The organism is Mesorhizobium sp. Cs1321R2N1, from assembly GCF_037179725.1.
Classification (GTDB): domain Bacteria; phylum Pseudomonadota; class Alphaproteobacteria; order Rhizobiales; family Rhizobiaceae; genus Mesorhizobium; species Mesorhizobium salmacidum.
This window is the reverse complement of sequence record NZ_JAPYKP010000051.1, coordinates 13,349-35,059: the sequence shown is the minus strand read 5'-3', so window position 1 is coordinate 35,059 and position 21,711 is coordinate 13,349. Positions and strand designations below refer to the sequence as shown.

Here is a 21,711-nt window from a genome sequence, read left to right as displayed (position 1 = left end):
ATGCGCGCGCGCTGAATGGCGAGATCAAGAATTTCACCGGTGTCGATTCTCCATATGAAGCACCGGAGAAACCGGAGATCCATCTCAAGACGCTCGGCAAGTCGCCTGAAGAGATGGTAGATGCCCTCTTCCACTTCGTCTGACGTCGAGGGGTGCAGGCTCCAATATAATAGCGCCGTTTCACATCGGAGCTTCCGGTATCCAAGATGCGGGGGCTATCTCTCCCGGAAGGCGCGTTGGAACGAATCCACCAAGGGCTTGGTCAGATAAGCCAGAAACGTCCGTTCGCCCGTTGAGATGAATGTCTCGACCGGCATGCCTGGATAGATCTGCTCGGGCTTGATCTGCGGTGGCAGCTTGTTGGCCATTTTAAGCCGGACGGTGAAGTAAGGCAGCCCGGTATTGGGTGCCATCAGCCGGTCGGCCGAAATGTAAAAAACCTTTCCGGACACTTTCGGCGTCGTGCGCGCGTTGAGTGCCGTGAACATCATGTTTGCGTCCTGCCCGACCCTGATTGAGTCGATATCTTCAGGCTTTATCCTGGCCTCGATGATGAGCTCGTTCGTGGTCGGCAGAAGCTCCATCGCGATCTCACCGGCGCGGATGACGCTGCCTTCGGAATTGTAAAGCGAGCGCACGATGATGCCGTCCACAGGCGCCCGGATCGTCGTACGGTCCAGGACTGAACGCGCAGCGTTGATCTGTTCCTCGAGATCCGCGACCTCTGCCCGTGCTTTGTTCAGTTCCGTGACGGCATCCTCGACCCGGCTGGTTGTAAGCCTTTCAATCTGCTGACGTGCTTCCACAGTCTGGGTCGCCGAGCTGGCGATCTGCGCCTCCAGAGATCCCGCCTGTCCTACCAACTCGGCGGTACTGCGCAGAAGATTGGTATATTCGGACCGATTTGTGAGTCCTTTTTGTAGCAAGTCTTTTTTTCTTTCGGTCTCCTCGTTGACGATCACAAGCTGATTTTCCGCTGCCTTCTTTTGAGCCTTTAGCCCCACAATGGCGTCCTGAAGTGCTGCCACCCTTTGCTTCAGTATCCCCTGTTCGGCGCCGTAACGTGCTAGCCGCGCCTGAAATTCCTTGTTTTGCTCGCCGAAGACATCGCTATATTCGGAAGCGCCTGAATAGGCTCCGAGGTCACTGGACAAGACAATACTCTCAAGGCCGTCGCGCTCTGCTTCGAGCCGAGAAATCTCGGCTTTTTGTGCAACCCACTGCTTGAGAACCCGGTTGAGCTGGGACCGAGCCATCGTCGGATCGAGCACGATCAGGGCCTGGCCTCTTGAGACCCTGTCACCTTCGCGAACTCTAATGCTCCTGACAACGCCTCCTTCGAGGTGCTGGATCATGACATTCTGCCCTGCTGCGGCGACCACACCCGGCGCAATGGTTGCTCCAGCAATCGGCGCCGTGGCTGCCCAGAATCCGAAGCCGAGCACGAAAACGGCCACGCTTGCATATCCCGCCAGCATGATCCGATCTGTGCGTATATCGATGTTGCGCTGCCAGCGATAAGCCTTGGCGCCAGCCTGGATGGTTTGGCTAGGGGCCGTCATTTGCGACTTTTACCTCTACGCGAGCCTGTGACGGGAAACGCACCACTCCTTCATTGTCATGCGACTGAGCGGCCGCCGCTGCTGCCGCTCGGGCCCGTCGCTGAGCAAGTTCGTCGAGCACGTCCTTGGTCAAACCGTAAATCTCGACCTGACCGTTTAGCAGCATGAGGATGCGATCGCATTTGGAAGCGAGGGAGGGCCGGTGGGTAATGACGAGGACGGTCGTCTTTCGCGACCGCGCTTGGATGATCGCCCGCTCGAGCGCGGCTTCGCCGTCGGAATCAAGATTCGCGTTGGGCTCGTCGAGAACCAGTATCTTGGGATCGCCGTAAAAAGCGCGTGCAAGGCCAATGCGCTGACGCTCGCCGCCTGAAAGGCGAACGCCAGCGGGGCCGATCACCGTCGAGTATCCGTTCCTCTGCCCCATGATCAGCTCATGTACCTGCGCCTTCCGGGCCGCTTGAACTAACTTCTCGTCGGATGCGTCCGGCTCAAAGCGCGCAATGTTCTGTGCGATGGTTCCAGGGAAGAGTTCCACATCCTGTGGAAGGTAGCCTATGTGACGGCCGAGTTCCTCCGGATCCCAGTTTCGAATATCGCCGCCATCGAGACGGATCGCGCCCGAACGGGGTTGGATCGCACCGACGATGAGCCGCGCCAGCGTCGATTTTCCTGCCTGGCTCGGGCCGACGATCGCGACGGTCTGGCCGGCGGGGACCTCGAAAGTCACCCGCTTGATGAGCGGCATCGCACCGTCGGCCGAACCTGGAAGATGATAGACTATCTGATCTGCGCTCAACACTCCATCGGGACTCGGCAATGCTGGGTTTTCCTGCTTGTCCGGCCCGGATTGGGAAACCGAAAGCCGCTTCCATGCAAGATTGGCGTCGGTGATCTGCCGCCAGCTTCCAACGATCTGATCAAGAGGTTGCAAGGCCCGCGCCGATATCATCGATGAGGCAAAGATCATGCCTGCGGTCATTTCATTGTGCAGAACCAGATATGCACCGACGCCCAATATCGCGATTTGGAGCACCGATCGCGTCGTGCGGGACACACCACCATAGAACGCGTTGATGCGAGCCAGTCCGTCGGAGGCGTGCAGTGAGTCTGAAAAACGGATCCCCCAGAACTCTATCGCGTTGGACACCATCCCGAGTGCGCGGACCGTTTCGAAGTTTCGCGCGAAGGCCTGCGCCGAATTCATTGAGGCGCTAAGATTGTCCGCCGCCTCCTTGCTGGGTCGCGAACTCGCGATCTGGTTCAGCACAGCGATGGCAACCATGAGAACCGCACCGATAACCGTTACCAGGAAGAGCAACGGATGGACGAAGTAAAGCAGGCCCACGAAGATCGGCCCAAAAGGGAGGTCGAATAGAAAAAAGATGGTTCGCGAGGCGATGAACCCCCGCAGGGTCGCCAAGTCGCGCAGGGCCTGGACGTCGCCGAGACCGGCACGCGGACCGCTCATTGCCGCAAGAAATGATGATGCACCCAAAGAGACATCCAGCCGAGCGGCGAGCTGGCTCGCATATACGCTGCGCACGACTTCGAGTACGCCGAACAGCAAGAGCGACGATAGAGCAAGCAAGGTCAAATAGGCGAGCGTGTCGAGGTTGGCCGCAGGCAAAACCCGGTCATATACCTGCAGCATGTAGAGAGGCAGAATCAACACCAGGGTGTTCATTGCCGCGGAGAAGAGGCCCATTTCGACCACACTCCTCGACAGCACCCTTCTATTCGTAAAGCTGGGCATCTAAATCGCACCCGGGGCAAACGATCACATTAGACAATCTGTATATATCATACGGTGTTGCGATGCCACCAGTTGAGATTCTTTTGATGGCCATGATGAAGAACGCAAACGGGCTAGGCGATGCGACAATTGCGGTTGTCCAAGGAGCATCGAGGCGAGAAGCCGCGCCCTCCTTCTATGACCGACCTATTTGCGCCGCAATACGCCCTGCCCCTCAGTGCGACTGAACGGGATTCCGCCAACTATGGCAAACCTCCAGGCTTATGAGGGTGCTTCCTCCTCTTTGGAAATCCCAAGCCCGATCGGCTACCCAAGGCTTAACGTAACTCTTGCCCCCGAGGTCGTGGCGTTGTGCCTAATCCGGCAAACCGGACGTGCGATCCTGGAGCGTACGCATGGTCGCTTCGTAGACGCTTCCGATTTCTCGGTCGATCTCTTGGCGTGCGATGCCTTGAGCCTCTGCCGCCCGCACGGCGTCGGCCGCCATGGTGGTCACGACGAGGGCTGCGTCGTCAATTCGCGGCGGTAGATGGTCGCAAATCCATTTGCGTAGGAAATCAGCGGCGCGCCTGCTCATATTCCATTACACCTTAACCCGAGGTAGCCTCAGCGAATTCCTCGTCGGCCTCCACGATGCCATGTGCAGCCGCTCGCTCGAGCCAGAGGCGGCTGGCCAACGGGTCGCGCTCTCCGGCGAGACCTTTGGCGAGATACCGGCCCAGCATGAGTTGGGCCTGGCCATGCCCACATTCGGCGGCGGCCGAGAACCACTTCTGCGCCGCCACTTGGTCGATCGGCAAACCCTGGCCGGAGCTGTGCAGCGCTCCGAGCGCAAACATTGCCCCGACATGACCGGCGGCGGCGGCTCGTTCGAACAACTGCACCGCGGCCTCTGGCGAACGATTGCCGCCACGGCCATTGAGCAGCATCTCCGCGAGTGCCACTTGCGCGTCGAGTATGCCGCCGTCGGCAGCCTGGGCAAACCAAGCGCGGGCCTGCTGCGCATCGGCCGCCACCCCGCGCCCATCCCTGAGGATGCGCGCATACATATATTGGGCCTCGGCCACGCCCTCAGCAGCGCGCCTTAGCCATTGCGCCGCCTGACCTTCGTCCTGGGGCACGCCGACGCCTTTGACGAAACAGAGGCCGAGATTGAATGCGGCGATCAGATCGCCTGACGATGCGGCGGCTTCGAACCATCCTGCTACATTTGTGGTGTCGTCCGCCTCTCCAATCCCTTGCAGAGCGAGGTTGGCCATATCGACTTGTGCTGCCTGATTCCCGCTGGTTGCGGCGGTGCGCAGCCAGCGTGTCCCCTCCTGCTCATCCCTGGCAACACCGTTTCCCGTTAGGTAAAGGGAGCCTAGGGCGCGAGCGGCGGCCTGATGACCCGCCTCGGCCGCCCGTCGATACCATGTTGCGGCTTCTGCATAATCCGGCGGTCGGTACTTCACGTTACGCTCCCCCAGAAGATACGCCGCCTCGACGTTGCCGGCCAATGCGGCACGTCGCATCCACGCCTCCCCGGCCACAGGATCGAGGTCACCGAGGCTCCCCTCGATCATCGCCAATCCCAATCGGAATTGGGCCGAGGGCAGGCCTTGCTCCGCAGCCGCCTGATACAGCCGCGCCGCGGCAGCAAGATCGCCCGCGACGCCCAGCCCGTGCTCGGTGAATATCGCAAAGAGGTAGATTGCGGTCGGCAGGCCAGCGTCGGCGGCACGACGTACCTCGTCAGCAATTCTGTCCCGTTCCGCGAGCCCACCTTGCCGGGCCAGCGAAAGGGCGAGACCGAGGCGTCCTTCGGCGCAGCCGGCCGCGGCCGAGCGCTCATACCAACGATGCGCTGCATCCGCATCGCGCATCGGTCCGGGACCCCTGGTGAGGATATAGCCGAGGACTGCTTGACCGGTTGCCGAGCCTGCCTCGGCCGCCTTCGTGGCAAGCTCGCGTGCCGCCACGAAGTCCGGCTCACCCAAGGTGTCTTGTTCGAACAGGCGTTGCGATGCAGGGCGCTTGACATCAGCTTCAGATGTCGCCAGTCCGCTCACATAGAGTGCGGCGAGGAGCGCCTGTGCATCGGCGCTCCCGCGTTTTGCCGCCCGCCCGAGCCACCGCGTCCCCTCCACGCGGCTCGGCGGCACACCCGAGCCTTCAAGATAACAACGCCCAACCCGATATTCGGCGTCGGCGATGCCCGCGCGCGCGGCGATCGCCATGAGCGGAAAAGCTTCCGAAGGCCTGCCGCTGTCAAAAAGCTGCACCGCCCGCCGCAATGCTGCCGCAGGGTTGGCGAAACCAGTCAGCCGATCCAGAATTGTCATCGATCCGAGTCCCTGATGTCCTCCATCTGGCCGCTGGCGCGCCGCAGCCTATGGCTCACGCATGGCTTCCTGGCCGATCGGTAGCATCGCGCCGAGAATATATTTGAGCACCGTGCGTTGGCCGACCTTGACGTCAGCGGTCACGGGCATGCCGGGGCTGACGATGAAACCGGCGGGTACCCCGTGCAGCGCGACGTGGTCGATGGAAATGCGAGTCCGATAGAATGGCTCGGCATCCGAGGGCAGCATGGCCAGGGAACTGTTGGGGTCGCGTGCTTGCTCCTGCGCGGAAAAGGAATCCGGGCTGAGTGTTCGCACGGTGCCGTGGGCGAGGCCGTATTGCGAATAGGGGAAGGTGTCGAACTTGATGACCACGGGGTCGCCGACGTGCACGAAGCCGCTGCTGCGGCCGACCACGTTTGTCTCAATCTCAAGCGGCGCGTCGGCCGGCACCAGCGTGATCAAGCGCTCACCCGACTGGAGGACCGAGCCGACCGAGACTTTCGCCACCGACTGGACGATGGCGTCTGCTTCGCTTTTCAACTCTACCAACTGCTTACGGAGCCTTGCCTTGTTGAGGAGTTCGCGGGCGTCGGACATCCGAGAGGTCGCGTCGGACAGACCCTGTGAGACTTCCGCTCGCCAGCCTTGAATGTAGCCGTCGCGCTCGGCGGCCACCGCAGCCTGCTGGCGCTTGGCAGCCTCTGCTGTTTGCTCAGCATTGCCGAGCGCCCGCGACATCTCTGCCGAATTGTCTTCCGCGATAAGGGTATTGAGGCGGCTTCCGACCTGTCTTTCTTCCAGCTGTTTGCGCATCTGTTCTATCGATGCCGCGACCGAGAGCCGCTGCCGGTAGCCGAAGGCATCCGATTGAGAACGCGAGATCACCGAACTGAGTTCATCGCGTTGCCGGTCGAAATTCTCCAGCTTGGCCTCGTAGACTGCCTTGCGGCGCTCAAAGATAGACGCCTGCAGGGTCCAGCTCGGGTCGAGACCGTCATAGTTGAAAGCTTGGCCGTCGGCCTCCGCCTTCAACCGCGCCACTTCTGCCTCAAGCGTCGCGACCTGCATCGCCAGCGACTGGAGGTCCGCCGAGGCAAAGGTAGCATCGAGGCGGGCAAGCAATTGCCCGGCTTTTACGTGCTGACCTTCGCGCACATCGATCGAGCGGACGATCGCCGTCTCCAAAGGTTGCACAATAATGTTGGGCGATTTTGAAACCACCAGCCCTCTGGCCGTCACCACCTGGTCGACCGGTATCAGTCCCGCCACGGCGATCAAGGCAACCACCATGCTCGAAATGATCCAGACGACACCGCGCGCCGACCGAGGAATTGGCGCATTGGCGACCGCCGTCGACGGCCATTGGAATTCGAGAATGGCTGGTGTCGTCGGATCGCTCGTTTTTATCCGACGCAAACGGGCGGGGTGGATGGTGAGAGAGGTGGTGGTCATGGCTCGCTGGACCTGAGGTGTAAGCACTCGAAGTACAAACTGTTTCGAATGAAACCGATCCCATCCATTCCATCTTCAGTCGAAGCGCGATGGCCAAAGGAACGGTTCGCCGCCTTGCGGGCGATCATTGTTGAAAGCTCGAATCGACCGCCGCGCGACATCGGTTAACCCGACCGCGGCGGCACGGCGACCGGACGGCCGTGGCGGCCATCGAGGTGCCGGTTCTGCTGCGCCCACAGCTGGCGGTAGAGCGCGCATCGTTCGAGCAGGATCGCATGCGGGGCGACGTCGAGGACCTTGCCCTGCTCCATGACAAGGATCTGGTCGCACTCGGTGAGCGAAGAAAGCCGGTGCGAAACGATGATCATCGTGCGCCCGCTAGCGATGCGCATGAGATTGGCGCTGACGACCGCTTCACTCTCGGGATCGAGCGCGCTGGTCGCTTCGTCGAGGATAAGGACGGTCGGATTGTGGATGAGGGCGCGCGCGATCGCCAGCCGCTGCTTTTGACCGCCCGACAGATTGGGCGACCCTTCCTCGATGTATGTGTCGTAGCCATTCGGCATTCGTTCGATAAATTCTTCGGCGCCTGCCAGATGCGCGGCTCGCATCGCGTCGGAAAGCGTCAGGCCTGCGCGCCCGGCGATGATGTTCTCGCGGATCGACCCGCGGAACAGGAAATTGTCCTGGAGCACCACGCCGAGCCCCTGGCGAAGGTGACGCAGGTTGAATTCCTTGAGGTCGACACCGTCCAGCTTGAGGAAACCGCTATAGTCGCGGTTGATCCCCTGCAGAAGGCGCGCGATCGTCGACTTTCCCGACCCGCTGCGCCCGACAATACCGAACATGGTGCCTGCCGGAATGTTGAAGCTGACCCGGTCGAGCGCCGGCGTCCTGGTACCGATATAGCTGAAGGTCAGATCGCTGAACGTGACCTCGCCGAGGAGCCTCGGTCTTAAGCCTTGGGAATTCGAACTGCTCTCCAGCGGCCGGTTGAGGACCGACGCCGCCTCGCCGATCGCTGCGCCGACCTCCTCGTAGTCTTCGATCAGGCGCGCCAGCCCGACAAGCGGTTGGGCGACGCGCTGGGAGATCATCATGAAGGCGAACAGGCCGCCTACCATATAGCCGGAACTGTCGTTCATGGCGAGATAGGCCCCAATCAGCATTGTGCCGAGCACCATGGCACGTTCGATCGGCGTTACCAGGGTCTGCGGCCAGCTGGCGAACTGCCCGAAAGCCAGACGCGCCCTTCCCGCCTCCGCCACCTGCTCGTCCCAAAGCGCCTTGCGTTGCGGCTCGAGACCTAGTGCCTTCACGGTCTTTATCCCGACGACAGTTTCGCCGAGTGCCGCCGACTTCCATGTCTCGGCTTCAATCACCCGCTGGTACCTCCGGCGCAGCGGCTTGAGGAAGGCAAGAATGATCAGTACGATCGCGCCTGCGCAGGCAATCACGATCCAGGCGAGCTTGGCGTTGATGTAGAACATCACCGGTACCAGCACGCAGAGCGTTATCAGATCAAGGAACGTGCTGAGGAGTTTGCCGGTCAGGAACTCGCGGATGCGATAGACCTGGGCGAGATGGTACAGCGTCTCGCCGGCCGGATGACGCTCAAAATAGTCAAGCGGCAGGCGCAGGAGCCTACTGAAAATGTGCAGTTGCAGCTTGGTGTCCAGGCGGGCGCCGACGACGTTGATGATCAGCCGCCGTGCGTGACCTAAGAGCGTTTCATAGGCGAAGACGACGGCGATGATGGCCGACAAGAGCAACAGCGTCGAGACACTGTTGAACTGCAGCACCTTGTTGACCACCGTCATGACGATGAGCGGCGGCAGGATGGTAAGGACGCTGAGCGTGAACGAGGCGATGGCGACGTCACGCAGAGGCCGGCTTTCGAGCCGCACCAGTTCGGCGAGCCAGCCGAGAGTGAAAGGCGCGTCCGCCGCAACAGAGGATCGCGCATTTCGCAGCAGCACCGCCTCGCCCGTCCACACCTGCGACAGCCGCAACTCGTCGATGGCGGTGGATTCACCGTCATCAGGCGCGTCCACGCCTTTGAGGAAGACTAGCTTGCGCTCGGCACTGGCCCCGGTGAGGATCCCCGCGCCGCCATCGCTGAACAGCAGGACGACTGGCCCGGTATCCTGGAAGCGCAAGAGGTGGGACCAGCGAACGCGGACGGCGCGAGACCACATACCGCCGTTGCGCGCCCATTCGGACAGGTCAGCGGAGGTTGGAAACGGGCTTGCGCTCGCCGCCCTGAATTCGTTCGGGTCGAGCTCGACCCCGTGATAGCGGGCGACCCGCAACATCGCCTTGAGACGCTGCCCGACCTCTTCAAACTCGGCGGGACCACCGGGAAGCCGCCCCAGTTCGGCCGTATCGGCTTCGATGCCGGCGCGGACCGCCACCGGCTGGATTTCGGCGCTCAGAGGGATATTCACCATGGGCTTCCCTCCGACACGCAAGCGCCGATGCCCCAGGCGCCCGCCGATACCTCAAGCGGGGACTGAGTGACGCCGAGCCGGCCGGTCGGACGGACCCGTCCCCGGTCGGAAATGGCGGGCGCGCGCACCCTGCTTTCCGCAGAGCGCGCGCGCCCGTTTCTCAGCCTTGGACTGGTTCCTATCGTGGTCTGTCCACTTACCATTCCTGCTCACTCATGCGGCTTCAGAATATCCTTCAGAGCCTTCTTCACAGTGTCGTCGCTGTTGGCGCTGCCCGCACCATGCTTGAGGTCCGAGGTCAGGTCGGTGCTCGCACCCAGCGGCTTGTTCTGGTTCTGGCCAAATCCCCTGGTCGTGTTGAGCACGTTCAGGAGGTCGGTCGTCACCGAACCGGCCGCTAGTCCGACGAGCTGGCGGAACGACGCAGGGCTTGCGGCATCACCGTCGGTCGAGCCGGATTGCAGGAACTGCGTCGAGTCCTCGAGCCCGAGGGTGCTGGCCGTGACCGTGGCGGTGTGACCGTCAGGGGGGCCATCGGCGTCAGTACCGTCATTGGGATGGCCTTTCCCCGGATTGCTGCTGTCGTTGTGGTCAGGATCGTTGCCGCCACCATTGTTGCCATGGTGGTGGTCACCGGTCTCACCGCCGGGCCCCGTCGCTCCGGTCGGACCTGTCGGACCAGGCGCTCCGGTCGAGCCGGTAGCTCCAGTCGAACCGGTCGCTCCAGTCGAGCCTGTCGCTCCAGTCGAGCCGGTGGCCCCAGTCGAGCCGGTTGCCCCAGTCGAGCCTGTCGCTCCGGTCGAGCCTGTCGCTCCAGTCGAGCCTGTCGCTCCGGTCGACCCTGTCGCTCCGGTCGAACCGGTTGCTCCGGTCGAGCCGGTCGCTCCAGTCGAGCCTGTCGCTCCGGTCGAGCCTGTCGCTCCAGTCGAGCCTGTCGCTCCGGTCGACCCTGTCGCTCCGGTCGAACCTGTTGCTCCGGTCGAGCCGGTCGCTCCAGTCGAGCCAGTTGCTCCGGTCGAGCCGGTGGCCCCAGTCGAGCCTGTCGCTCCAGTCGAGCCTGTCGCTCCAGTCGAGCCGGTTGCCCCGGTCGAGCCGGTTGCGCCAGTCGAACCGGTTGCGCCGGTCGAACCTGTCGCTCCAGTCGAGCCTGTCGCTCCAGTCGAGCCGGTTGCACCAGTCGAGCCGGTCGCTCCGGTCGAACCTGTTGCCCCGGTCGAGCCTGTCGCCCCGGTCGAGCCAGTTGCACCGGTCGAGCCAGTTGCTCCGGTCGAGCCGGTTGCACCAGTCGAACCTGTCGCTCCAGTCGAGCCGGTTGCCCCGGTCGAGCCAGTTGCCCCGGTCGAGCCAGTTGCCCCGGTCGAGCCTGTCGCTCCAGTCGAGCCTGTCGCTCCAGTCGAGCCGGTTGCCCCGGTCGAGCCAGTCGAGCCAGTCGCACCTGTCGCTCCGGTCGAGCCGGTTGCACCAGTCGCACCGGTTGCTCCAGTCGAGCCGGTAGCTCCAGTCGAGCCTGTCGCACCAGTTGCTCCGGTCGAGCCGGTCGAGCCTGTCGCTCCAGTCGAGCCAGTTGCCCCAGTCGAGCCGGTCGCACCAGTTGCTCCGGTCGAGCCTGTCGCTCCGGTTGAACCAGTCGAGCCGGTATGCCCGGTGGCACCAGTAGAGCCAGTTGCTCCGGTTGCTCCAGTCGAGCCGGTCGCTCCGGTCGAGCCAGTTGCCCCGGTCGAGCCTGTCGCTCCGGTTGCACCAGTCGAACCTGTCGCTCCGGTCGAGCCGGTTGCACCAGTCGAACCAGTTGCACCAGTTGCTCCGGTCGAACCGGTTGCTCCGGTCGAACCTGTCGCGCCGGTTGCTCCAGTCGAGCCGGTATGCCCGGTGGCACCAGTAGAGCCAGTTGCTCCGGTTGCACCAGTCGAACCTGTCGCTCCAGTCGAGCCGGTCGCTCCGGTCGAGCCAGTTGCCCCGGTCGAGCCTGTCGCTCCGGTTGCACCAGTCGAACCTGTCGCTCCGGTCGAGCCGGTGGCACCCGTCGAACCAGTAGAGCCAGTCGAGCCGGTCGATCCAGTCGCACCGGTCGAGCCAGTTGCTCCGGTAGAACCAGTCGAGCCGGTGGCTCCGGTCGAGCCGGTGGCTCCGGTCGAGCCTGTCGCGCCGGTTGCTCCAGTCGAGCCGGTAGCTCCAGTCGAGCCTGTCGCTCCGGTCGAACCAGTCGAGCCGGTATGCCCGGTGGCGCCGGTCGAGCCAGTCGCACCAGTAGCGCCCGTCGCACCAGTCGAGCCGGTAGCTCCAGTCGAGCCGGTCGAACCAGTCGAGCCTGTCGCTCCGGTCGCGCCAGTAGAGCCAGTAGAGCCCGTCGAGCCAGTCGAGCCGGTAGAACCTGTCGAACCGGTCGATCCGGTCGCACCGGTCGAGCCGGTCGAGCCGGTCGAACCAGTTGCTCCGGTAGAGCCGGTCGACCCCGTCGAGCCGGTCGACCCTGTCGAGCCGGTCGACCCTGTCGAACCGGTCGAACCAGTAGAGCCGGTCGAACCGGTCGAGCCGGTGGCACCAGTAGAGCCTGTCGCACCGGTCGCACCAGTAGAGCCAGTCGAGCCGGTCGACCCTGTCGAACCAGTCGAGCCTGTCGCACCGGTCGAACCAGTCGAGCCGGTTGCCCCAGTCGAACCGGTCGAACCAGTCGCTCCGGTATCGCCGGTTGCACCTGTGGCTCCCGTAGAGCCTGTCGAGCCGGTCGCACCAGCAGAGCCAGTCGAACCGGTCGAACCAGTCGAGCCTGTCGCACCGGTCGAGCCGGTCGAACCAGTTGCTCCAGTCGAACCGGTCGAACCAGTCGCTCCGGTATCGCCGGTTGCACCTGTGGCTCCCGTAGAGCCGGTCGAGCCGGTTGCTCCAGTCGATCCGGTCGAACCGGTCGAGCCAGTCGAGCCTGTCGCACCGGTCGAGCCTGTCGCACCGGTCGAACCGGTCGAGCCAGTCGAACCGGTCGCACCAGTAGAGCCAGTCGAGCCGGTCGAACCAGTCGAACCGGTGGAGCCAGTTGCTCCCGTGTCACCGGTTGCACCTGTGGCTCCGGTCGAGCCGGTTGCTCCGGTTGCCCCAGTCGAGCCGGTAGACCCAGTTGCTCCCGTGTCACCGGTTGCACCTGTGGCTCCCGTAGAACCGGTCGAGCCGGTTGCTCCAGTCGATCCGGTCGAACCGGTAGAGCCTGTCGCTCCGGTATCACCGGTTGCACCTGTTGCGCCAGTAGAGCCCGTCGCACCTGTAGCGCCTGTCGTGCCTGTTCCGGTTGCTCCGGTGGCACCTGTGGCTCCGGTAGCGCCCGTGGCTCCTGTCGCGCCCGCTCCGGTGGCGCCCGTCGCGCCCGTCGCGCCTGTGGCTCCGCCAGCGCCAGTGGCACCGGTGGCGCCCACTTGACTCGTGATAGTCAAACTACCCCCACTAAAGTTATTGTTGTTAGTGGGATTGGCAGCACCAGACGTGAAAAGATAAGTATTAGGACCAGTTTGAGTAAGCGTGCCCATTACGCCAAAATTAGCATTGTATATCGTGTAGTTGTCACCGACTATAGGAATTACTATGGTTACACTAAACGCAAAAACCAAACCGTTAGTTGCTGATGGAAGCTGAAAGCTGCCAACAACTGTATCAGGTGTGAGTGTGGTATCCACCAGATAATACGTATTGACGGCACTGCTGTTGCCAGGGCCAGTTATCGTCCCCGTGAGTGTCAGATCACCCGCCACAAGAACTCCGGTATAATTTGCCATCCCATCCGGGGTCAGTGGCGGCAGGGGCGTGGACGCGTTCACGCGTGCGGACAGTTCCCAGGCGCCGCCCAGGGCGGCTGCGCCAACCAGCGATCTCGATGCGCCGACGTCCGCGCCGAGGGCCTCTTCCAGCGCCGCTATGAACGCATCGCCCGCATACCCTAACGCCGTCTCGCAGCTCCACAGCCGGAGCTCGCCGTGCGCGGCAAGCGCTCTGCCAATCGTGGCGAAATCGTCAGCCGCTTCTTCCAGCATTCGGGCTGACCACTCTCCCGCGGAGAAGCTGACGCGGCCGGGCGCGCCATGCGCCATAATGTGGATCGCATCAAGGCCCTCGCGGCCTGCGAGTGCCGCAGCAATCTGCTGCTCCGCCGGCCGGCGGCCATCGAGCACAATTGCCCGGACTTCGGGCCGCAGATTGCCAAGAACCGTCTGGAGGTCGGAGACTGAAGGATCGACAAAAAGAATTTCAGAGGCACGGGCCATGACTGGCTCCTGTTGGCTTCGAATTCAATTCACGAGGACACAGCCCACCGGCCTGGCCGGCGAGCGCTGGGGACAAGGGGCTTGAGACGCGTCACCTTCCGGACATCCCGACGGCGCCGGCGGGACGTTCTACGGCTGGGGTCTCGACGCGAAGGAAGCTGGCGGCCTGGAAATTCCCGCCATCATCAAACGTTCCAATGCCAAGTGAGCCGGCGGTGCTTGGGACCTTGACGGTGAGAGCGACGGCGAGGCTTCGCTTGACGGCTTTGGGCAGAATGACCTGACCGACGATCGCGCTCTTGGCCGTGTCCAGAATGAAATACGTTGCATTTTCGGGCATGTCGCCGATCGGCAAAACGCCCCGGACAGTGACTTCCATGACCGCAAATCCTGCTGTGTAGCTCATCATGTCCTCCTCGTCCGCTGCGGCCATGCCGCAGCTTCCTCTTGTTTCGTATCCTTAGATTTCAACTGCTGATTTCAATCGCCGCCGAGCGCAGATAGCTCGCGCGCATCGGCGGATCGACAAAGTCTGGACCCACCTTGGCTGCAGCTCCGCAAGCCAACCGGCGACGCGCAGGGTGACGAGACCGGAGCGCAAGACTTGACGGCGTCTTCGCGCCGCTCGATCGAACGTCTTCAATGAGGTGGGTGTGAAGTTCGCAGGCATGCTGCGATCGACGGGGCGCAGAGGAAAACCCGTCAATCTCGGGACAATCCCGGCTAGCGGCCCGGCGCAAATAATTGAGGAACTGATCGAAGCCGAACCCGCGTCGCGAGCGCATTGTTTCGTACTTGGTATCACGCCAACCACAGCCAACTCCCGTAACGCACGTGCCGATTTCTCGACGACGACTTGCGAGGGAACCGACTACTCGCGAGGGAATATCAGGTTGGGAAAACGCTGGCCTTGAGTTCAAGGCGATACGACGTCTTCTCCAGCACGCCAACAAACGCCCCATGCGCCCTAACGCACGAAGTGACTTGGCCCTGCGCGCCCTCAACGCACAAAGCAACTTGCTCCAGATACTCTCCTAGCCTTGCAGACTGCGCAGCCGACAGGCCCTCTGCCCGGTCCGCGGCTACCTTCCCATGCACAAGACATTAGTAAATTCTAAATTTAGCAACTTGTAAATAACGAAGTTAACAATTTATTAATTGTTGAGGACAAGCAACTACTTTTCCGCTGAGATCGAAATGGCGCGCATGGCCCAAACGCCTTGAAAAAACCGAGGCTTAAAGACGCCCCTTGGCCCGCGTCGAACCCTCGATGTCGCGGAGGAATTTGTGCGCCAGCGCTTGAGCCGACGGGAACGTTTGTTCGCACCCCCCGGGTCCAAGGGTGAACACGTGCCCCCTTGCTGTGACGGAAACCGCTGGCTAACAATGGATAGGGTTGAGATGCAGAACAGGAAGGGGCGATCGATCTCTGCAACAAACGCCATGCAAATGGCCGAGGCCGCGCGGAATGAAACTTGCGAACTGTTCCCCTTCAACAATTTCGAGCAGCGTGTAACGAACGCCGCTCCGCCGAGGGATTAACATGAGCACCATCGGCCTATGCATGATCGTCAAGAACGAGGCACAGGTCATCCTGCAATGCCTCGCCAGCGCGCTTCCTCTCGTTGACTATGTGCTCGTCGTCGACACAGGTTCCGGGGACGGCACGCAGGATCTCATCCGTACCTTCCTGACCACCCACAACGTCAACGGCGCAGTCATCGACGAGCCCTGGCGGGACTTCGCATACAACCGAACCTTCGCCCTTGACCGGCTGCGTGAAGTCGAGACGGTCGACTACGCCATGATCATCGACGCGGATGATTTTGTGGTCCAAGACCCCGGCTTCGATCCGATCGAGTTCAAGTCACGGATGGAACACGATCTATACGACCTCGAGGTGTCCCATGGTGGCATTTCGTTTTATCGCCCGCAGATCTGCCGCAACCGGCTGCCGTTCTCTTTCAAGGGCGTGCTGCACGAATATCTCGAGGCTCCTCCTGGCAATCTCACACGCGAGACCGCCAAGGGGTTTCGCGTGGCGACGGGGCGTGGCGGAGCGCGCAGCCAAAACCCGCGAAAGTACCAAGACGACGCGGCTGTTCTTGAAAATGCGCTTGCGACGGAGACCGACCCCTTCCTTGTTTCGCGATACACTTTCTATTTGGCGCAGAGCTACAGGGATTGCGGTGAACGTGAAAAATCGCTGGCGAACTATCTGAAGCGTGCCGAACTGGGTTTTTGGGACGAGGAGGTCTATGTCAGCCTGCTCGAGGCGGGCAATCTCATGGCAGCGCTGGCACGGCCATTCGACGAGGTCGTTGCCGTCTTTGAGCGTGCGACACAGGTCGTTCCTACTCGCGCGGAGGCTCTTCACGCCGCGAGCCTGTATTGCCGCAACCAGGGTCGGAATGCGGAAGGAATGGAATTCGCGCGTCGAGGGCTCGACCTTACGCAACCCGCCGGGCTTTTCGTGCAGCCCTGGGTCTACGATTACGGACTGCTCGACGAGTTTGCTGTCAATGCCTACTGGACAGGCGCCTACCGGGAATCGCTCGATGCCTGTCTGAAATTGCTCGCCACTGAAAAATTGCCTGCGCAAATGGCGAAGCGTGTGCTGGCCAACGCGCGTTTCGCCACCGACAAACTTCCGTTCCATGAGGCGCCGAAACTTGGGGCGTTCGGGGCCGAGAGCTTGATCGATCAGCACAAGCTTGTGCGGCAGCGTTCGTTGCGGTCGCGCATGAAAGGCACTCCACGGGTCCTCATAGCAATCTTGGCAAAGCAGAAGGAGCCGGCACTGCCGCTTTACCTTGAGTGCATTGAGGCGCTCGACTATCCGAAGGCGTCGATCGTCCTCTACATCAGGACGAACAACAACACCGACCGGACCGAGCACATATTGCGCGAATGGGTAGAGCGTGTGGGCCACCTCTATGCGGCGATCGAAATCGATGCCTCTGATGTATCCGATCGTGTGGAGCAGTTTGGCGAGCACGAATGGAACGAGACGCGCTTCAGAGTGCTCGGCCGAATCCGCAACATAAGCTTGCGGAAAACGCTCCAGCACGGCTGCGATTTCTATTTCGTTGTCGACGTCGACAATTTTGTGCGGCCGGCCACGCTGCGAGAACTTGTCGCGCTCGACTTGCCAATCGTCGCTCCCCTGCTTCGCTCCATCTCGCCCGGCCAATACTATTCGAACTACCACGCCGAGATCGATGCGAACGGCTATTATATGCAGTGCGATCAATATGGCTGGGTGCTCAACCGCCATGTGCGCGGCATTATCGAGATGCCGCTCGTGCACTGCACCTATCTCGTCCGCGCCGACGTGCTGACCGAGCTGACATACGAGGACGCCACATCGCGGTATGAGTACGTCGTCTTTGCCGATAGCGCCCGCAAGGCCGGCGTCGTCCAGTATATGGATAACCGACAAGTCTATGGCTACATCACCTTTGGCGACGGCCAATACCATGTGAGTGACGGGATCGAGCGGGCTCGAGCGCTGTTGCATGGTGCGGGCGATACCCCCGTATTCACTGCCGCCCCGCCCTCTGTCTCCGGGACGATGCCAGCCCGGCCTGCCGAGCCAACGGATTCGCCGAAAATTCACCTGATAAACCTCGACCGCAGCGTTGAGCGCTGGAGCAGGTATCAAAGCAACAACTGGCACCTGATGCACAATACGGTTCGCGTATCGGCCGTTGACGGCACTTCCCTCGACAGGGAGGCGCTCGTCGAGGAAGGGCTGATTACCAGTGATTGTCCGTATCCCCCGGGCACGCTGGGATGCGCTCTATCGCATATCAACTTGTGGAAGCTGTCGGCTTCAGAGAACAAGACAATAACCATTTTTGAAGATGATGTTCGATCATCGTTTCGATTCATGGAGGAATCCGCCGATATTTTATCTCAAGCACCAGCGGATTGGGATATGATACAGTGGGGCTGGATATTTGATCCATCTTTCATTTGGTTGGATTTTGGTTTCTCGAAGGCCAAGCTGGATTTCTACGATCGCCGATATACCAATAGAACTGCCTTGTTTCAGTCCGAGAAATTCGCCAGATCCCTCATCAAGGTTGAGCATTCATTTGGGCTTCAGGCCTACACAATCACACCAAGAGGTGCGCGCATACTTCTGGAAAAATGCCTGCCGCTACGAAGAAAGCTAGTCCCATTTCCTGGAACTGCCGTCGTCCTTGACGACACGGGTATCGACTGCGCGATGTGTGCGGCATATGGCTCGATGCAAGCTTTCCTTTGCATGCCACCACTGGTCATTCTGGACGACGAGCAACCTTCAGATCGAGTGGCGACGGATCAGGGGGTTGGTTAGCCGGATCGGATGGTTGCAGATTCAGGGCGGCGCTTGAAGCTCATCAAAAGGACTTACCTTTCGATGGGCGCCAAGAAGAAATTGTTGTCCAAGGGAAACGTCTCTTTGACCGCATAGCGAAAGGCATCACACCAAGAGACAAGTTCCTGGTGACGCTCCGGCCATACTTCGATAAGTATGCCTGGACGCCATAGCTCGACCGTTTCTTGAATTCCCTTGAGTACGTCGAATTCTGCGCCTTCCACATCAATCTTGATGAAGCCTATAGGTTTCTGCCGCAGAAAAACGTCACCAGGGATACATTTGATAGCCCCATGGTCGGCCTTAAGCATCTGCGCTTGACCCATGTTGTTTGAGATCGGGTAAAATACGTCCGCCAGATTAGATTCTGAACTGAGCGCCAAGCCAAGATAGGCAGGATTTACGTTTGCGCACCCGTTCAGCGCCAGATTTATTTTGAGGATTTCGATGGCTTTCGGATTGGGTTCGAAGACTATCACTTCCGAGGGGCTGCAGAATTTTGACATAAATATAGAATGGTTGCCTATGTTGGCACCAATATCGACAAATACTTTCCCCGGCGGAGAAAGACGTTTTATTAAATCAAGCTCTGGTCTCTCGTAAAAATCACCTCGAATCAAGAATGATTGGATGTAATCATCACCGTTCGATATGAAAAAGCTAACTATTTTTCCATCAATCCGATGGCTTATTATAGTTCCACTTGATTCCGACGCATCTTCCCGTAAATGAAAACGCTCCCAGATTTCACACGCTGATCTTGACAAAGTAATACGCCCATCGGGCTCGGCGCATAAGAATATTCCATTTTGTTCGAGTCCAAATTCTCGGTCCGTGACGTTGACGATCTTGAACCTATTTCCGGACAGAGAGTTGAGCACGTCGAAACCACCCAATTTATTTGAGCCGATGACAGCTGAATAATCGGCAAGATATGATATCTCTTTCTCAACTCCGGAATCGACAAATCTGAGATAAGCTTGCGATCCCAATTGCACCAAAACGATATTGTTTGGACTGCGCTCAAGAGCTCCGTGCCGGACTTCGCCGGATGACGTGTCGACGAACACGCTCGTTCCGTGCGATGTAAAGACTTGGCTAGCTCGGTTGGCATTCGCGGCCATAACAAGGCCCCCTCGATTCAGCGTGAGTGTAAGCACATTTGTTATTTTTTGCCAAAGACGACGAGACAGTGGTGAACGGGCCGGAGGCAAAGACCCATCTACGGACTGCGCATAACAATACGGGCTGGCTTGGCGATGCGTCGATGCTAGCGATGAGCTCTGCATACGGTTCTCTGAGGGCGAGCATCGACCAGTGAAGAGGAGACGCTTTACGGTGCTGGCAGCCTCCTCATTGCTTACCAGCTTGGAGCCCACGATGCTGCGAAGCGCCACCGAAGGAGCCTACGCGGACATGTCTCCCCCGCCTTCCCCGACCGGCCCATCGCCAACCCTCCTCACCGCGCCCATCGAGCTTGCCGGCGACTGGGGCCGCATGCTGCCTGGTGCGGCCCAGCAGGTCGTCGAGCGGATGCGGCATGCATGCCTCGACAGCGTGCGCCTGCTGTCCGACCGCCAGCCCAGCCGCCTGCGCGTCGACGAGCATACTTCCGGCACGCCGGCCATCTGGCTGCATCCGGACGGCAGCAGCATGGCGTGGATCATTGTCGACATCGGTGAGCGCGACTGGTCGAAGCTTGCCTACCAGTTCGGGCACGAGCTCGGCCACGTCACGGCCAACAGCTGGCAGGCCGACGCCAAGCCGGCGCCGCCCTGCCAGTGGCTCGAGGAAGCGACGGTCGAGGCATTCTCTCTGCGCGGCCTGGGGCGCCTGGCGAAGAGTTGGAAAGAGAACCCGCCCTTCGCCGGCGACAACGCCTTCGGCGATGCCATCGCCCGGTATCGCCAGGACATTATCGACCGCTATGCGGCCCTCGCTGAAAGCCAGGGGCTCACGCGCGACGCCGCTGCGTGGTTCGCCGACCATCGCGGCGAAATCGAAATGCCCGCCCTCAATCCATTCGCCCAGGCGATGTCCTTGACCATCCTCGCCGAATACGACCGCGCGCCGGACTGCGTCGAGGCGCTGGGCGCACTCAACCGCTGGCCCGGCCGAACCAGTATTCCGATCGCCGAATATCTCCGGCAATGGGAAAACAGCTGCAAGCAATTGCACGCCTCGCCGCAACTGCCACGCCGCTTGCAGGACCTGTTGCGTACGCAACGGTTCAAGTGAAAGTGAGCGCCGAGCTCCATCGGTCCGGCCTCAGACCGGGTGTGTCATGTAACGCTAAAAGGACCGTTTTGCAGTCTTTTCCGCTACTCCCATTCGAGTGTTCTGAAGCATGCTAACGCGTTGATCCATAGAGGACATCCTTCCGCTGACGACAGAGAACCCTATCCGGATCCGTCGGAAATTCTCGCTCTTGAATTCAGAGGAGAATTTCGGCGATCCTCGATCTGATCGGTTTCAAAGACGGTCGGTCTATTTCCTCGGAGTTCTCCGCATTACGGCAAGCGTCGCCGGCGACCCGCGGGGCGTCAGTCGCGCGATATGGACAGCCCCGCGAGAAGCGGAGCGTATGCGGCGAGCCTGCGGGATACGAACTCCGTGAAGAGCTGCACGCGCTTCGTCTTGCGTGTTTCTCCCTGTGTGAGAAGCCAGAGCGTTCCGTACATGTGCAGGTCGGTGCCCGGCACCCTCACCAGCAGGGGGTCGGCATCTCCGACGAAGCACGGCAGCGTCGTGATCCCGAGCCCTTGCCGTACAGCAACGATCTGCGCCTCGGCGTCCGTGGTCCTGAATGGAACCCCGGTGGTGCGAACCTCACCCTCGCTGGCCCAATCCGGAATTCCATGAATGCTTATGACGATCCACCGGATGGGATCAGGCGCGCCCGCACGCCAAGCGGCCAGTCGATCGCGGGACATGTAGACGTGGCCGAACAGCTCCGGCCCTTTCAGACCGTGAAGATTGAGCGGCAGGGTCTTGCGGTCGTAGACGACGCGGATCGCCACGTCGGCCTCTCGGTTGGTCAGATTTGCCAGCTCGCCGGACGATGAGATTTCCATCTCGATGTCCGGATGCAGACGCGCGAACTCGGCGAAATCCGGCATGAGCAGGTGTGTCGCGAGGGTCGGAGCCAACGTCACCCGCAGAAGCCCGCGCACGCTCTGGTCGCGTCCGAAGACGCGGGTCTCCAGCTGGTGCGACGACGCTTCCATCTGGTTCGCGAGCTCGAGGACCTCCTCGCCCGCAGTCGTCAGGCGATAGCCCGAAGGCAGCTTTTCGAACATCTGAGCCCCGAGGCGTTCCTCGAGCTGAGCGATGCGTCGCAGCACGGTCGAGTGATACACCCCGAGGCCCTCGGCGGCAGCCCGCACCGAGCCACCGCGTGCCACGGCAAGAAAGTGGCGAATGTCATCCCAGTCGATCATGGTGCAATCCCGCACCGCGCGGTGCGCCTTCCAAAGCCCGTATCTAACGCATCATACAGCAGAACGGCGGTCATCATAGCGCGGCCCAGTTCCGAACGGCGGACACCGATC

The 21,711-nt window shown here is 61.0% G+C and carries 14 protein-coding genes and 1 pseudogene; 4 read left to right on the top strand and 11 right to left on the bottom strand.

What is annotated here, in order from left to right; all coding sequences use genetic code 11:
- A partial coding sequence (locus O7A61_RS15380) for an adenylyl-sulfate kinase (RefSeq protein ID WP_337130513.1) occupies nucleotides 1–143 on the top strand: 143 nt, incomplete at its 5' end.
- A gap of 72 nt (nucleotides 144–215) precedes the next feature.
- Here O7A61_RS15380 and O7A61_RS15375 read toward each other — a convergent pair.
- The 7 genes from O7A61_RS15375 to O7A61_RS15345 all read right to left on the bottom strand — a co-directional run bounded on the left by O7A61_RS15375 (nucleotide 216) and on the right by O7A61_RS15345 (nucleotide 9,933).
- Nucleotides 216–1,562 (bottom strand): HlyD family type I secretion periplasmic adaptor subunit, encoded by a 1,347-nt coding sequence (locus O7A61_RS15375; RefSeq protein ID WP_337130510.1) that lies wholly within the window; start codon nucleotides 1,560–1,562, stop codon nucleotides 216–218.
- Nucleotides 1,549–3,318: a type I secretion system permease/ATPase gene (locus tag O7A61_RS15370; protein WP_337130509.1), complete on the bottom strand. Its 1,770-nt coding sequence runs from the start codon at nucleotides 3,316–3,318 to the stop codon at nucleotides 1,549–1,551. Before O7A61_RS15370 ends, O7A61_RS15375 begins: the two co-directional genes overlap by 14 nt.
- Nucleotides 3,319–3,673: 355 nt before the next feature.
- Complete coding sequence (locus tag O7A61_RS15365) at nucleotides 3,674–3,895, bottom strand: DUF768 domain-containing protein (protein ID WP_027146702.1); 222 nt, start codon at nucleotides 3,893–3,895, stop codon at nucleotides 3,674–3,676.
- Between the two features lie 13 nt (nucleotides 3,896–3,908).
- Nucleotides 3,909–5,642 carry a tetratricopeptide repeat protein gene (locus O7A61_RS15360; RefSeq protein WP_337130508.1) on the bottom strand — a complete coding sequence of 578 codons (1,734 nt, stop codon included), beginning with the start codon at nucleotides 5,640–5,642 and terminating at the stop codon, nucleotides 3,909–3,911.
- A 48-nt stretch (nucleotides 5,643–5,690) separates the two neighbouring features.
- Nucleotides 5,691–7,097: an HlyD family type I secretion periplasmic adaptor subunit gene (locus O7A61_RS15355; protein WP_337130507.1), complete on the bottom strand. Its 1,407-nt coding sequence runs from the start codon at nucleotides 7,095–7,097 to the stop codon at nucleotides 5,691–5,693.
- Nucleotides 7,098–7,261: 164 nt separating this feature from the next.
- Nucleotides 7,262–9,547 carry a peptidase domain-containing ABC transporter gene (locus O7A61_RS15350; protein ID WP_337130506.1) on the bottom strand — a complete coding sequence of 762 codons (2,286 nt, stop codon included), beginning with the start codon at nucleotides 9,545–9,547 and terminating at the stop codon, nucleotides 7,262–7,264.
- A gap of 209 nt (nucleotides 9,548–9,756) precedes the next feature.
- Nucleotides 9,757–9,933 (bottom strand): hypothetical protein, encoded by a 177-nt coding sequence (locus tag O7A61_RS15345; protein ID WP_337130515.1) that lies wholly within the window; start codon nucleotides 9,931–9,933, stop codon nucleotides 9,757–9,759.
- A 214-nt stretch (nucleotides 9,934–10,147) separates the two neighbouring features.
- Here O7A61_RS15345 and O7A61_RS15340 point away from each other — a divergent pair, with 214 nt between their 5' ends.
- On the top strand, nucleotides 10,148–12,955 hold the full coding sequence (locus O7A61_RS15340; protein ID WP_337130505.1) for a DUF4573 domain-containing protein: 2,808 nt from the start codon (nucleotides 10,148–10,150) through the stop codon (nucleotides 12,953–12,955).
- Between the two features lie 389 nt (nucleotides 12,956–13,344).
- Here the strand turns inward: O7A61_RS15340 and O7A61_RS15335 are convergent.
- Both O7A61_RS15335 and O7A61_RS15330 read right to left on the bottom strand, forming a co-directional pair.
- A pseudogene (locus tag O7A61_RS15335) lies at nucleotides 13,345–13,794 on the bottom strand (DUF4347 domain-containing protein); the annotation flags it as partial.
- A gap of 91 nt (nucleotides 13,795–13,885) precedes the next feature.
- On the bottom strand, nucleotides 13,886–14,227 hold the full coding sequence (locus O7A61_RS15330) for a hypothetical protein (protein WP_337130504.1): 342 nt from the start codon (nucleotides 14,225–14,227) through the stop codon (nucleotides 13,886–13,888).
- Between the two features lie 1,110 nt (nucleotides 14,228–15,337).
- Between O7A61_RS15330 and O7A61_RS15325 the strand changes: the two genes are divergently transcribed.
- Nucleotides 15,338–18,139, top strand: coding sequence for a glycosyltransferase family 25 protein (locus O7A61_RS15325; RefSeq protein ID WP_337130503.1), 2,802 nt, complete (start codon nucleotides 15,338–15,340; stop codon nucleotides 18,137–18,139).
- A gap of 53 nt (nucleotides 18,140–18,192) precedes the next feature.
- Here O7A61_RS15325 and O7A61_RS15320 read toward each other — a convergent pair whose 3' ends face one another.
- The gene (locus O7A61_RS15320; protein WP_337130502.1) at nucleotides 18,193–19,284 is read right to left on the bottom strand and encodes an FkbM family methyltransferase; all 1,092 of its coding nucleotides are present in this window, start codon (nucleotides 19,282–19,284) and stop codon (nucleotides 18,193–18,195) included.
- A 256-nt stretch (nucleotides 19,285–19,540) separates the two neighbouring features.
- On the opposite strand from O7A61_RS15320, the gene O7A61_RS15315 reads away from it, so the two are divergent.
- Nucleotides 19,541–20,398 (top strand): hypothetical protein, encoded by an 858-nt coding sequence (locus tag O7A61_RS15315; RefSeq protein WP_337130501.1) that lies wholly within the window; start codon nucleotides 19,541–19,543, stop codon nucleotides 20,396–20,398.
- A 305-nt stretch (nucleotides 20,399–20,703) separates the two neighbouring features.
- On the opposite strand, the gene O7A61_RS15310 is transcribed toward O7A61_RS15315, so the two are convergent.
- The gene (locus O7A61_RS15310; protein ID WP_337130500.1) at nucleotides 20,704–21,600 is read right to left on the bottom strand and encodes a LysR family transcriptional regulator; all 897 of its coding nucleotides are present in this window, start codon (nucleotides 21,598–21,600) and stop codon (nucleotides 20,704–20,706) included.
- Nucleotides 21,601–21,711: the final 111 nt, after the last annotated feature.

What these genes read in the sequence shown, in the direction of transcription:
- O7A61_RS15375 (WP_337130510.1), bottom strand. Translation starts at nt 1,562, where the DNA reads ATGACGGCCCCTAGCCAAACCATCCAGGCTGGCGCCAAGGCTTATCGC.
- O7A61_RS15370 (WP_337130509.1), bottom strand. Translation starts at nt 3,318, where the DNA reads ATGCCCAGCTTTACGAATAGAAGGGTGCTGTCGAGGAGTGTGGTCGAA.
- O7A61_RS15365 (WP_027146702.1), bottom strand. Translation starts at nt 3,895, where the DNA reads ATGAGCAGGCGCGCCGCTGATTTCCTACGCAAATGGATTTGCGACCAT.
- O7A61_RS15360 (WP_337130508.1), bottom strand. Translation starts at nt 5,642, where the DNA reads ATGACAATTCTGGATCGGCTGACTGGTTTCGCCAACCCTGCGGCAGCA.
- O7A61_RS15355 (WP_337130507.1), bottom strand. Translation starts at nt 7,097, where the DNA reads ATGACCACCACCTCTCTCACCATCCACCCCGCCCGTTTGCGTCGGATA.
- O7A61_RS15350 (WP_337130506.1), bottom strand. Translation starts at nt 9,547, where the DNA reads ATGGTGAATATCCCTCTGAGCGCCGAAATCCAGCCGGTGGCGGTCCGC.
- O7A61_RS15330 (WP_337130504.1), bottom strand. Translation starts at nt 14,227, where the DNA reads ATGGCCGCAGCGGACGAGGAGGACATGATGAGCTACACAGCAGGATTT.
- O7A61_RS15325 (WP_337130503.1), top strand. Translation starts at nt 15,338, where the DNA reads ATGAGCACCATCGGCCTATGCATGATCGTCAAGAACGAGGCACAGGTC.
- O7A61_RS15320 (WP_337130502.1), bottom strand. Translation starts at nt 19,284, where the DNA reads ATGGCCGCGAATGCCAACCGAGCTAGCCAAGTCTTTACATCGCACGGA.
- O7A61_RS15315 (WP_337130501.1), top strand. Translation starts at nt 19,541, where the DNA reads ATGCTGCGAAGCGCCACCGAAGGAGCCTACGCGGACATGTCTCCCCCG.
- O7A61_RS15310 (WP_337130500.1), bottom strand. Translation starts at nt 21,600, where the DNA reads ATGATCGACTGGGATGACATTCGCCACTTTCTTGCCGTGGCACGCGGT.